The 12,495-nt window shown below is 43.3% G+C and carries 14 protein-coding genes; 7 read left to right on the forward strand and 7 right to left on the reverse strand.

Translation table 11 applies throughout. The features are described from left to right. The first annotated feature begins 48 nt into the window (after positions 1-48). Together GZ22_RS16460 and GZ22_RS16465 are read left to right on the forward strand one after the other, a co-directional pair. Positions 49-1,188, forward strand: a complete 1,140-nt coding sequence (locus tag GZ22_RS16460) for an acyl-CoA dehydrogenase family protein (protein ID WP_245609687.1) — start codon at positions 49-51, stop codon at positions 1,186-1,188. Positions 1,189-1,259: 71 nt separating this feature from the next. Further along, positions 1,260-2,246: a ketoacyl-ACP synthase III gene (locus GZ22_RS16465; protein ID WP_038564838.1), complete on the forward strand. Its 987-nt coding sequence runs from the start codon at positions 1,260-1,262 to the stop codon at positions 2,244-2,246. 48 nt (positions 2,247-2,294) lie between these two features. Here the strand turns inward: GZ22_RS16465 and GZ22_RS18115 are convergent, their stop codons facing one another. Further along, positions 2,295-2,741, reverse strand: coding sequence for a DUF2512 family protein (locus GZ22_RS18115; RefSeq protein ID WP_051748409.1), 447 nt, complete (start codon positions 2,739-2,741; stop codon positions 2,295-2,297). A 127-nt stretch (positions 2,742-2,868) separates the two neighbouring features. On the opposite strand from GZ22_RS18115, the gene GZ22_RS16475 reads away from it, so the two are divergent. After that, complete coding sequence (locus GZ22_RS16475) at positions 2,869-4,314, forward strand: SulP family inorganic anion transporter (RefSeq protein WP_099046374.1); 1,446 nt, start codon at positions 2,869-2,871, stop codon at positions 4,312-4,314. 325 nt (positions 4,315-4,639) lie between these two features. On the opposite strand, the gene GZ22_RS16480 is transcribed toward GZ22_RS16475, so the two are convergent. Further along, entirely contained in the window at positions 4,640-5,074 is a 435-nt protein-coding gene (locus tag GZ22_RS16480) for a GtrA family protein (RefSeq protein ID WP_038564842.1), read from the reverse strand. A 153-nt stretch (positions 5,075-5,227) separates the two neighbouring features. Between GZ22_RS16480 and GZ22_RS16485 the strand changes: the two genes are divergently transcribed. Then, entirely contained in the window at positions 5,228-6,022 is a 795-nt protein-coding gene (locus GZ22_RS16485) for a VLRF1 family aeRF1-type release factor (RefSeq protein ID WP_245609688.1), read from the forward strand. A 37-nt stretch (positions 6,023-6,059) separates the two neighbouring features. Here the strand turns inward: GZ22_RS16485 and GZ22_RS16490 are convergent, their stop codons facing one another. From GZ22_RS16490 to GZ22_RS16505, 4 genes are read right to left on the reverse strand one after another with little or no spacing between them, the layout of a single operon-like run. Continuing rightward, positions 6,060-6,239, reverse strand: a complete 180-nt coding sequence (locus tag GZ22_RS16490; protein ID WP_038564843.1) for a 2-hydroxymuconate tautomerase — start codon at positions 6,237-6,239, stop codon at positions 6,060-6,062. A 13-nt stretch (positions 6,240-6,252) separates the two neighbouring features. Continuing rightward, positions 6,253-6,669: a Fur family transcriptional regulator gene (locus GZ22_RS16495; RefSeq protein WP_038564845.1), complete on the reverse strand. Its 417-nt coding sequence runs from the start codon at positions 6,667-6,669 to the stop codon at positions 6,253-6,255. A 1-nt stretch (position 6,670) separates the two neighbouring features. Next, positions 6,671-7,537 (reverse strand): metal ABC transporter permease, encoded by an 867-nt coding sequence (locus GZ22_RS16500; RefSeq protein ID WP_038564848.1) that lies wholly within the window; start codon positions 7,535-7,537, stop codon positions 6,671-6,673. After that, positions 7,534-8,262, reverse strand: coding sequence for a metal ABC transporter ATP-binding protein (locus tag GZ22_RS16505; RefSeq protein ID WP_038564851.1), 729 nt, complete (start codon positions 8,260-8,262; stop codon positions 7,534-7,536). Before GZ22_RS16505 ends, GZ22_RS16500 begins: the two co-directional genes overlap by 4 nt. Positions 8,263-8,431: 169 nt before the next feature. Between GZ22_RS16505 and GZ22_RS16510 the strand changes: the two genes are divergently transcribed. From GZ22_RS16510 to copZ, 3 genes are read left to right on the forward strand one after another with little or no spacing between them, the layout of a single operon-like run. Next, the gene (locus tag GZ22_RS16510; RefSeq protein ID WP_038564853.1) at positions 8,432-8,731 is read left to right on the forward strand and encodes a metal-sensing transcriptional repressor; all 300 of its coding nucleotides are present in this window, start codon (positions 8,432-8,434) and stop codon (positions 8,729-8,731) included. Between the two features lie 12 nt (positions 8,732-8,743). Then, positions 8,744-11,128 (forward strand): heavy metal translocating P-type ATPase, encoded by a 2,385-nt coding sequence (locus GZ22_RS16515; RefSeq protein ID WP_038564856.1) that lies wholly within the window; start codon positions 8,744-8,746, stop codon positions 11,126-11,128. A 3-nt stretch (positions 11,129-11,131) separates the two neighbouring features. Beyond that, positions 11,132-11,338, forward strand: coding sequence for a copper chaperone CopZ (copZ, locus tag GZ22_RS16520; protein ID WP_038564859.1), 207 nt, complete (start codon positions 11,132-11,134; stop codon positions 11,336-11,338). A gap of 37 nt (positions 11,339-11,375) precedes the next feature. Here copZ and GZ22_RS16525 read toward each other — a convergent pair whose 3' ends face one another. Next, complete coding sequence (locus GZ22_RS16525) at positions 11,376-12,446, reverse strand: YhgE/Pip domain-containing protein (RefSeq protein WP_051748411.1); 1,071 nt, start codon at positions 12,444-12,446, stop codon at positions 11,376-11,378. Positions 12,447-12,495 lie beyond the last annotated feature (49 nt).

A 12,495-nucleotide genomic window follows, 5' to 3' on the forward strand; every position in this document is an offset into this window, starting at 1 on the left:
CTCTTATTCTTTTCACTAAAATAGAGAAGATAGATGAGGAGGTTCGGTATGATTATTGCTAATAAAGAACATATACTTACTAAAGCGAAACAAGTAGCCGAGGTGGCAAAGAAATATAAACAGATAGGTGATGAACAGGCACAGCTGGCGCCACAAGTGGTGGATGCTTTCCGAACAACAGCTTATACTTTGCTGACTGTCACGAAAGCACAAGGAGGAGATGGAGCGAATCTTCATGATTTTCTATTAGCTCAGGAGGCAGTAGCCACCGGTGATGGAGCTGCAGCACTATCCATAGGGTGGCACTTGAGTACGATGCAGGATTTATGCGAAAATTCGAATTGGCCAGAGGGTATGTTTGAAAAGTTCCTGAAAGAAGTTATTCAAGAGCGTAAAATTGTCAATCGTGCAGCCTCCGAGCCGAAAACAGGAAGTCCTACAAGAGGCGGTGTTCCTGAAACGAAAGCAGTACGGGAAGGCAATGAATATATACTTACTGGACGTAAGACATTCACATCTATGGCAGCTGATCTGGATTATTATTTAGTTACAGCTTATGTAGAAGAAGATGATGCTGTCGGAAGCTTTTTAATTGCCAGGGAAATAAATGGTGTTCGTGTCGAAAAAACGTGGAACCCGATGGGTATGCGTGCAACCGGTAGTGACGATTTAATTTTAGAGCAAGTAAGAGTACCGGCAGATTGCTACGTAGAAAGAGGCAGAAAAAAACCTGGACCCAAGGGATCATTACTGCATATACCAGCCTGTTATTTAGGTATTGCCAAAAGTGCACGCGATGAAGCTGTCCGATTTGCTAAAGAGTTTCAGCCAAACACTTTGGATAAACCAATTATCAGCGTAGCTCATGTGCGTGAGAAAATAGGAGAAATGGACTTAGAACTAATGCAAGCCAGACATTTTATGTATCATGTTGCCAGCTTGTGGGATAGCTATCCTGAGAAGCGGCATACAATGGGGCCGGAGCTTGCAGCAGTAAAAGTGAATGCAACAAAAGCTGCTGTTAAGGTTGTTGACTTGGCAATGCGTATTGCTGGCGGCAGAGGACTTTCCAAGACTCAACCCTTTGAACAGCATTATCGAGACGTGCGTGCTGGATTGCATAACCCGCCAATGGACGATGCAGTTTTAGAGCTTCTGGCTTCCCATGCCGAGAAAAAAGATAATTAAATTTCGCTTTTTAGTACCAGGTATTAAAACTAGATGGTATAATAGAGGCAGATGTGAAGGAGGCAGATAATATGGAATCCAAAGCACGTGTAACAGCAATAGGAACATATATCCCGGAAAAGGTATTGACCAATGCAGATTTTGAAAAAATGGTCGATACTTCCGATGAATGGATTGTGCAGCGTACAGGTATCAAAGAAAGAAGAATTGCTGCTGAAGATGAATATGTAACAGATCTATGTGAAAATGCTGCAAGAAACCTTGCTAAGAACTTCAACAAGTCACTAGAAGATGTGGACTTAATCCTTGTTGCTACGGTGACAGGTGAATATAAATTCCCTAGTGTATCCAGTCAGCTGCAAGCAAGACTTGGATTGAAAAACACGGGTGCCATCGATTTGGGCGGCGCATGTGCCGGCTTTGTTTACGGTCTGCATATGGCTAACGGATTAGTAACTTCCGGTTTGCATAAGAAAGTGCTTGTATTGGGCGGAGAAACATTGTCTAAAATTACAGATTATACGGATCGTACAAGCTGTATTCTATTTGGAGACGGCGCTGGAGCTGCATTAGTAGAGTACGATGCTGAAAATCCTGGCTTCTTTGGTTTCCATATGGGAACGAAAGGAGAGGGCGGCCGCCATCTCTACCAAACAGGCCTGTCCACAAAATTGAACGGTGAAGAGCTTACTAACCCAGGGAAATTGGTTCAAAACGGACGTGAAGTGTATAAATGGGCCGTTTCTGGTGTGCCAAAGGGTGTTAAGAAACTAGTTGAAGAAGCAAATATGTCACTGGATGATATTGATTGGTTCATCCCGCATAGCGCCAATATGCGGATGGTAGAATCTATCTGTGATCGTCTGGACTATCCAGTTGAGAAAACACTGACAAGTATGGCATACGCAGGTAATACATCTTCTGCGACAATTCCATTGGCATTTGATTTCGCTTTACAGGAAAACAAAGTCAAAGATGGCGATACAATGTTATTATACGGATTCGGCGGCGGTCTAACCGAATGTGGTATCATCATCAAATGGGATCCAAAAGCATAAAAAAGAGCCCGTGGAGTAATCTCCACGGGCTTTCTTCATGCACTTGCTTCAGGAATCTTTATGTGGACCGCGTATAGGCAGATCCCCAGCGATTTTCGCACGAAACTGATCCATAAATATGACATTATAATATTGGTCTCTGCCATTTCTGATCACATATTTACGTACGTAAGCATGCAAAAATGTCCCATCCATCCAAGCTAGGATCAAGCTTGCTGGAATTGCGCCTATCAATGGATGTACGCTTCCATCAGCCGCTAAAACGATGAGCATCCAGCTGACAATGGTAAAGAAAATACAATCAAGCCATCCAGTCGCCTTGTTTGTTTTGCCTGGCAGTAATAGCATGTCGATCAAGTAGCTGATAACAGTCAGAACCGCTGTCAGCTGGACTACCTTCGTAAAAGATAATTGATAGATTAAACCTGCGAAGAGATAAAGGATCGCGAAGGCGAATATTCCTTTCAGAAGTATGGCTTTGACATGTTTCATCATTGTTCACCTGCTGCTTTTTTTATACAATATGTCCAGTTTCGGTAACTGGTATACACAGCTGCAACAGTTCTAGAGAATATGGTATAATAACCTGCTGTAAGTTAAGAGATAGGAGTTTATGTCGTACATGATTACAAATATAAAAGAAGCTTGGTTCTCCAATGTCCCGAAGGATGTTTTATCAGGTGTCTTAGTTGCTTTAGCACTTATCCCGGAAGCAATTGCTTTTTCCATTATTGCCGGCGTAGATCCGATGGTAGGATTATATGCCTCCTTCTGTATTGCGGTCGTTATTGCGTTTGCAGGCGGACGTCCAGCGATGATATCTGCAGCCACTGGAGCGATGGCACTCGTAATGGGGAGTCTTGTCGCTGATCATGGGTTACAATATCTTTTTGCAACGACAATATTGACCGGTATCATCCAAATTTTCTTTGGTGTCTTCAAAGTTTCTAGATTGATGATTTTTATTCCTCGACCAGTCATGATTGGCTTTGTTAATAGTTTAGCCATTTTGATTTTTATTGCGCAACTTGTCCATTTTGAGGGAGAGTCATGGCAAATCTATGCTTTCGTAGCAGGTGCACTAGTCATTATCTATGTACTGCCTCGTTTTGTAAAAGCTATTCCATCGCCGCTTATTGCAATTGTTATTATGACTATAATTGCGGCACTCACACATAGTTCGACAAAAACGGTAGGGGATATGGGCGAGCTTAAGCAAGCATTGCCTTCTTTCCTGATTCCGGACGTTCCATTTAACATGGAAACATTGCAGATTATCTTTCCGTATGCTATTGCTTTAGCAATCGTAGGGCTGATGGAGACATTTCTGACTGCCCAGCTGCTCGATGAATATACAGATACAGGCAGTAATAAAAATCGTGAAGCGCGCGGTCAGGGTATTGCCAACATTGCTGCAGGCTTTTTCGGCGGAATGGCTGGCTGTGCGATGATTGGACAATCTGTCATTAATGTAAAAGCAGGAGGCCGAACCCGTCTGTCTACCTTTATTGCAGGTGCCTTTCTTATGCTGCTTATAATTGTCTTTCAGGATGTTTTGGTCCAAATCCCGATGGGCGCACTCGTTGCAGTCATGTTCATGGTCAGTATCGGAACGTTTGACTGGTCATCGGTGCGTAATCTGCATCGGATGCCGCTGACAGATGCCGCAGTCATGATTGTGACAGTAGCAGCAGTGCTCTGGACACACAACTTGTCCGTCGGTGTTATTATCGGAGTACTGATGAGCGCTGTGTTCTTTGCAGCCAAAATATCAAAAGTGGATATTAAAGAAACGATACAAGGAGAACAAAAGGTCTATATCGTTAGAGGACAACTGTTCTTCGTGTCAGTGAGCGACTTCATTGCTTCCTTTGATCCGAAGCAGGAAAATACCAAGCATATCGTCCTGGACTTCCAAGAAGCAAGATTATGGGACGATTCAGCTGTAGGAGCACTAGACAAGATAGTGCTCAAATACCGAGAATACGGCATTCAAGTAGATGTTCGTAATCTCGACCATTCAAGCCAGGCACTCGTCGATCGACGTGCAACTTATATCCAAGCATGAAAATAAGCCTGGGGCAAAAGTTCTTCAGCTAGAAAACTCGAACTATAACGTGAATCTTCAAACAAAGATTTTCGTTAGTTCGGGTTTTTTCGATGCTAGTCTATACTAGCGTAGGCAGAATACGGAGACTCCTCAAAAATACAAAACAATTTTCTTCGTGCGATGTAAAGCTGTCGAAGTATTCCTTGTCCTACGGGAACAGCACGAGCTGAAGACCCCACAGTGGTGTTTTTCCACGAGGAGGCTGAGGCCGTGCCCGTGGAAAGCGGAGTGTTCTGCCGGAGTGGTGCTAAGGAGTGTTACTTTCATTTTAATTAAGTTCAACTTATTTTTTTCTTTTAAACACAAGATACTTCATAAATAGAAAACTGCTGGCCGACGAGAGGAACATCGCTGCTCCTTTGGCTATATTATTATCAATGTATGCCGGGAAGGACACGAATGTGATAGAGCGCAGGACAGCTAGACCTGCAATGAACACAAGATTGCTGATTACTAATGCAACCAACGCTTGGGCGAAGAACAGACCTTTTTCGGTGTTACTAGATCTCTTCTGCTTGCGGAATGTAAATCTTGTGTTCCAATAATAACTGTTCCAGATACAAACTAAATAACTGATCGTATTGAAGAGCAGCAGCAGGAGATTATTCTTCGTTGGCCAGATAAGTAGTAATAAATTGAGCGTGACTAGGTCGACTGCAGCGTTTAATACGCCAATAGACGTAAATTGCAGGATTTGTGTACGGGTTCTCTTTAACATGATTTATCACAGCCTTCGAGTTACATAGTTCGATCTTAACATCATTCCCTTATTTCATTCCTTTTTAACGTTTCAAGCAGCTTATATGTGGTATGTAGAGCTATATGCTAGTTTTACTTCACTAAGCAAATTTGTAAGAGGAGTGATTGCAGTTTGTGTTACGCAAAGAATATGGAGACTCTCGCACAAAAAGCCAAGCGCCATCCTCAGAAAGTACTTAGTATGTATGTGAATACCGATCCTGCCAACCGCGATCAGACGGGTGGCGAATGGAAGATTCACGTAAAGAATGGTTTGAAGAATTTCGAAACATATCTCAAGAATGACCCTGATGAGCTGGAGCAATTCTTGAAAGTAAAAGAAAAGGTGAAATTGTTCTTGGAGGATAACGGCCAAAGTATGAAGAAAAGCTGTGTCGTATTTGCATCTGCGGATGATATTTGGTTTGCTGAATGTCTCCAGATGCCAGTGACGACTGAGTTTCACTGGGAAGATGAGCCGAAGCTCCAGCAATTCCAAACGTTGTATGAAAAATTCCCGGAATCAGGAGTCATTCTGGTACAGAGAAATCAAGTCAAAGTAATTGATGCCGTTTTAGGAAAAATAAATGATACAAAGCTATATGAAATGGATTTAGATACAGAGAAATGGAAGGTGCAAGCAAGTCCGCAGCGGGCGTTATCTATTAAAGGTAAGGGCGGAAAAGGATCGAAGAAGGAGACGATCGAAAACCGTTTGGAAGCTAACCAGAAGCGTTGGTATAAATCGCTGGCACCAGATCTTGATAAGCTTGCAAAAGATAAAGAATGGAAAAGCATCCATCTCGTCGGAAATAAAGATGAAGCCAAATTGATTGAAAGCTATATGCAGAAACAGGTCCAGCGCACAGAAGGTAAGAACTTGTTCGAGCAAGAGGAACGGAAAGTGCTGGAGGAAGTGATTTTATAAAAAAAGCAGCATGCCCAAGGGGTATGCTGCTTTTTCGTTAAGATAGACGCTTTCCTGCGACACCATAATTTGCTTTGTTCATTTCCTCGATGATAATAGAAACTGCTTCGGCACGTGCGCCTGTTGTTTCAACCATCACGTCGGTCATTTTCTTGATCATTTGTTCTTTTTGTTCATCCGTACGGCCTTCCAGCATTTTAACTGTAATGATTGGCATATATATCGACTCCTTAGCGATTGTGACACGTCGGGCAAAGACCATAAAGCTCGAAAGCGTGTGTATTTACATGATAATCTGCAAGTTCTTCTGTGTAAACTGGCAGCGGGCATTTCTGGAGCGGTTTGGTCAGCCCGCAGCTTTCACAGATGAAATGATGGTGGTGCGTACCGCTTTTACAAGCGATCTTAAACAGCTTCTCTCCGTTTTTCTCACGAGATTCCAACAGCTCCAGTTGTTCGAAAAGCCGAAGATTGCGATAGATGGTATCCAAGCTGATGCCAGCATAGCTGGTTTCCATATAAGCAAGAAGGGCTTTTGCACTTCGATAGCCTTTGGCATGAATGAAATAGGTGAGGATATCCGCTCTTTTATCGGTATATTTATGACCGTTTTCTTTCAGAATTGCAATTCCCTCGTTCACTTGCATTTTAGGAAACTCCTTTCTCGAATGCAGTTTTTCGTTTGTTTGCAAGCAGCAGCTTTTGAACGATAAAACTTAACAAAAGAATCAGGATGGATACGACAACAATGGTACCCCCTGGTGGTATTTCGAAATAATAACCAGAAAACAGACCGACAATTACGGAAGTCTCTCCAAAGATAATGGCCAGTACCATTGCCTGTTTGAACCCTTTGGCCAGCCGGATGGCTGCTGCTACAGGTATTGTCATTAGAGCAGAGACAAGCAGCACACCTACGATCCGTATGCTCGCTGCGATAACAAGCGCAACAAGCAGCATGAAGATGAAATGGATCGCTTTAGCATGCAAACCGCTGACGCGCGCATGCTCTTCATCAAAGGAAAGCACGAGCAGCTGCTTGTAGAGAACACCGATTACAAGCAGGACAATGACCGAGATGATCACAATAACACGCAAATCTTCACTGCTGACAGCAGATACAGAACCGAATAAATAGGAAAACAGATCTGTCGTAAAACCATTGGCCAAAGATATGAAAATGACACTCAAGCCAACTCCGCCAGAAAGGATGATCGGAATCGCAATTTCCTGGAAATTGCGGAACATATTCCGAAGCTTCTCAATTAGCAGGGAAGCAAGGACTGAGAACCCGAGGCCTGCATAAAACGGGGAAATCACAGGTGTTGCCAGTTTCTTCTCCAGCAACAGACCAAATGCAATACCAGCTAACGTTACGTGCGATAGTGCATCTGCAATCAAGGATAGTCTGCGTACGACGATAAAACAGCCCAGTAATGGGGCAATCAAGCCGATCAGCAGACCGGTATATAGTGTGTTTCGTAAAAATTCAAATTGAAGGAAATCGGCAATCATGCATGAATACCTCGCAATACATGTAAATCGGACTCAGGCAGGCTGAATTGTTCTGGGCTGCCTTCGTATTGGACTTGCTGATCTAAATAAACCAGCTTGGATGCATATTGTGCAATCCCTGCTAAATCATGTGTAATCATCACTAAGGTAAGTCCTTTTTCCTCATTAAGTCGCTGCAATAATTCATAGAAGCCTTTCACGTTGGCGTGGTCGATCCCAACAGTCGGCTCATCAAGTATGATCAATTCCGGCTGGCTTACAAGCGCTCTGGCTATGAAAACCCGCTGCTGCTGACCTCCGGACAAACTGCTAATATTTTCATGCAGATATTCACTCATGTCCACTTGAGCTACAGCTTGCTTAACAGCTGCCCGGTGCTTAGCAGAGAATCTGCGGAAATAACCGATTTTTGGGGTAAGTCCCATTGCGACAACTTCGAAAACAGTAGCTGGGAAACCTTTATTGAATGCATTCGCTTTTTGGGATACAAAGCTGACTTTATTCCAATCCTTAAAGGAGGATATAGACTGTCCAAATAGCTCGATGGAGCCTTTATTCGGTTGCAGCATGCCGAGTGCCAGCTTGATCAATGTTGTTTTGCCTCCGCCATTTGGACCGATCAGACCGAGGAAGTCACCTTTTTTAACTTGAAGAGATACCTCTCGCAAGGCAGCCTTCTGTTCATATGAGAAATTAATAGTATCTATTTGAAGGATAGATGTCATTTTCTATCACCTTTCTAATCACGTACTTCTTCACAAGGAACTATTCTATCGTAATCATTTCGATTTGTAAATCATAATCGTTTCGATTTAAAATCAATCTGTTGACATATACCTGGTGGGGGTATAATATGAATGTATACCTATAGGGGGTATATGAAGGAGGTGCGCTATGGAGCATTCAAATAAAAAGCCGGTCAAACCAAGAACTACGACAGAAAAGCAAGCCCTTGTTAATCGTCTAAAACGAATTGAAGGACAGGTTAGAGGACTTCAGAATATGGTCGAGGAAGATAGATATTGTGTGGACATCCTTGTTCAGATATCTGCTATTCAGGCAGCACTGAAGAAAACAGGAGCCGCAGTAACCGAAAGACATATGAAGCATTGCGTTTCCCATGCAATCCAGCATGGAGATGGCGAAGAGGCCATTGATGAATTGATGAAAGTATTGCAGCAATTCGGCAAATAGGAGGCGGTCCATATGGAGAAAAAGCAAGTAACAGTACCTATTACTGGTATGACTTGTGCTGCATGTGCCACCCGTATTGAAAAAGTGCTGAACAAGATGGATACGGTAGAGGCCAATGTCAATCTGGCAACAGAAAAGGCAGCAATCTCTTTTGATCCGAACCAGGTGGATGAAACAGATTTAACAGGTAAGATCGAAAAGCTTGGATATGGGGTGGAATCTGAGGAGGTTTCCCTTGATATAACAGGAATGACTTGCGCTGCTTGCTCAGCAAGAATCGAGAAGGTGCTGAACAAGCAGGAAGGTATCCAGCAGGCAGTTGTCAACTTAGCTGGAGAAACAGCTAGCATTCGCTATAATCCGCTGCTTACAGGTACAGATGAATTTATCGGACGTATCCGGAAATTAGGCTATGACGCAAGTCTGCGAAAATCCAGGGAAGAAAATGCGAAAGCCAAGGATAAAGGTATCCGCCTGATGCAAATGAAACTTCTGATATCTGCTTTATTGTCTTTGCCGCTGCTCGCAACAATGGGCGGACATTTAGGTTTATATGAAGTACCGCATATCCTTATGAATCCATGGGTACAGCTATTGCTGGCAACACCCGTTCAATTTTTAATCGGATGGCAGTTTTACCGGGGAGCCTATCTTAGCTTGCGCAGCGGTTCAGCCAATATGGATGTGCTTGTTGCGCTCGGCACAAGTGCGGCATATTTCTACAGTTTATATGAAGTGATTCGTTTTCAAGGCGGCGGTCACATGCCTGAACTGTACTTCGAGACAAGTGCCATTTTAATCACCTTAATTCTTCTCGGTAAATATATGGAGAAAGTGGCAAAAGGACGTACAACTACAGCCATCACTGCTTTAGTCGGTTTACAAGCGAAAGAAGCGACCGTTTTGCGAGAGGCTAAGGAACAGAAAATTGCGGCTGCAGAGCTAGTTCAGGGTGATATCGTTATTGTCCGTCCAGGAGAGAAACTTCCAGCAGATGGCATCATCGTGAAGGGCAGTACCCATGTTGACGAATCGATGCTCACAGGAGAAAGTATTCCAGTCAGCAAAGATATTGGTGACAATGTAGCAGGTGCTACAGTCAATGCAAATGGAACAATTCAAGTACAGGTGACACATTCAAATGAAGAGTCCGTGCTAGCAGAAATTATTCAAGCAGTAGAGCGTGCTCAAGGCTCAAAAGCACCTATCCAAAGATTTGCTGATCGTGTGTCTTCGTTTTTCGTTCCTGTAGTTATCGTGATCAGTATTATTACTTTTGCTGTGTGGATCTTGCTAGTGAATCCAGGAGAGATGGCTCAGGCCTTGACGGCAGCTATCGCCGTACTGGTAATCGCTTGTCCTTGTGCGCTGGGACTTGCTACTCCGACGAGCATCATGGTCGGTACCGGCAAAGCAGCGGAAGCGGGTATACTGTTCAAAGGCGGCGAACAACTGGAAACTGCATATAAAGTAGATGCTGTCGTCTTCGATAAAACTGGCACAATCACCCAAGGAAGACCACAGGTGACAGATATTTATGGCGACGCGCAGCACTTGTCTGAAGCAATTGCGCTTGAGAAGCAATCAGAGCATCCACTCGCTCAATCTTTTGTTCAATATGGAGAAGAACATAGTCTTTTAGCTATGGAAGTGGAAACGTTTGAGAATATACCTGGCAGGGGTATCAAAGGAATAGTAGAAGGCATTGCTATTCTGATAGGAAATAGTGCGTTCATGTCGGAACAGAAGTTGCCTTTCGAGGACTTTAAGCTGCAGGCTGATTTGCTAGAAAAAGACGGAAAGACTGTCATGTATCTTGCTGCAGAAGACAGAGTCGAGGCAATCATTGCCGTAAGTGATGCAGTCAAACCTGATGCTGCCGAAGCAATTAAACTATTGAAAACGCAAGGTATCCGAACTGTTATGCTGACAGGAGACAATCAGCGAACAGCTGACAGTATAGCAGCCAAAGTTGGCATTGACACAGTATTCGCTGGGGTGCTTCCAGCTGGTAAAGCAGGTCAAATTGCTGCATTGCAGCGAGAAGGGTTTACAGTTGCGATGGTAGGGGATGGGATCAATGATGCACCTGCTTTAGCAGCAGCAAATATCGGAATTGCCATCGGCACTGGAACAGATGTTGCAATCGAAGCAGCAGGCGTAACCATCCTTGGAGGAGATCTGAGACTTGTACCGAAAGCATTAGGATATAGTGCAAAAACAATTCGGAACATAAAGCAGAACTTATTTTGGGCGCTTGCCTATAACAGTGCAGGAATACCAGTAGCAGCTATCGGGCTGCTGGCACCATGGCTTGCAGGAGCAGCAATGGCCTTTAGTTCTGTCAGTGTTGTAGCAAACGCATTACGATTGAAAAGACAATTAAAGGAGAGATAAGATATGGAAATGACATTACAAGTAAACGGGATGACTTGCGGACATTGTGAGAAAGCAGTCAAAGGAGCTCTAGGTGAATTAGAAGGAATCCAAGGAGTAGACGTGGATTTGGCCAGCGGTAAAGTCGACGTCGTGTATGATGACTCACTTGTGACGAAAAATGAGATGAAAGAAGCAATCGAAGAACAAGGCTATGATGTAGTGGCATAAGAAAGACCTCCGTATTCAGAATGCGGAGGTCTTCTTTTTATACTGCTGCAGCTTTTTCGTCTTTTTTGACGAATTGAACAGGCTGCTGTTTCTTAAGTTTCAAAACTAAACAAGTAATCAGGAAGGTGATAACCAAAATCAATACTAGATGGAGAATAGCTGATGAAACACTTTCTCCAGCATAAATCAGCTGAGTAAAGCCTTGCACTCCATTAGAAGCTGGCAGTGCAGAGCCTATGACACGGAATACAGGTGACAATAGGTCTGTCGGAATGATGTTTCCAGCAGCCATTAACTGGAACGGAATCATGGCAACGTTGAACAAAGCACCGGCATTGCCGAAAATAGCAAAGCTCATTTGTGTGAAACTAATGCAAGCAAAGACAACTAGCAGCTCGAATCCCCATAGCTGCATGTAGGAAGCAGCAGTGTCGTTTGCAAGTGCATGGATCGTGACGGTAATCGTTGTTACGACAAGACCAATAATTAGTAAAAGCAACTGCTTATTCCAGAAGAGCTGCCATTTACCGAATTTACGGCTTAGAATTTGTGTGACAATGTTCATTTGAATGTTCATCGTCATAACAGCGATGAAAATAATGAATCCAAGGATCATCGGTACCATGCTGGTTGCGAAATTGCCGATATGATTTTCTTTAATGATTTCTGCTTGTACATTGCCACCAGCTATTGAGTCTGTCATTTGTCTTGCTGTACTTTCAGCTATCGACAAAGCAACCTGTGAGTTAGAGCTGTTCAAGTAGAATTGTAATGATGTATCGCTCTGTTTAGACAAGTTTTCTGTGAAGGCCTCTGGTATAACAACCAGCATCGTAATATCATTTTGAGCGAGCTGTTCCTTTGCTTCATCATAAGAAGCAAGGTCCGCATCAAATGGCATATTATCCATCATTTGTTCTGCTAATGCATTGGCTTGTTCGCCATCTTCATTGACAACAGCAACATGCAAACGATCCAGGTGATCTGTTGCATTATGATAGCCTGTCAGCCAGATGATGGAAAAAAGTAATGGGACAAGTATGGCAAAAGCCATGCCCACTTTCGTATTCGGGATTTTAAGCATTTCCCTTAAAGGTTGTAAACGCAAAATAAAAAACTCCATTCTATATTAGTTGCACGTGCATGTATTTAGCGAA

Source organism: Terribacillus saccharophilus (assembly GCF_000725365.1).
Taxonomy (GTDB): Bacteria; Bacillota; Bacilli; order Bacillales; family Amphibacillaceae; genus Terribacillus; species Terribacillus saccharophilus.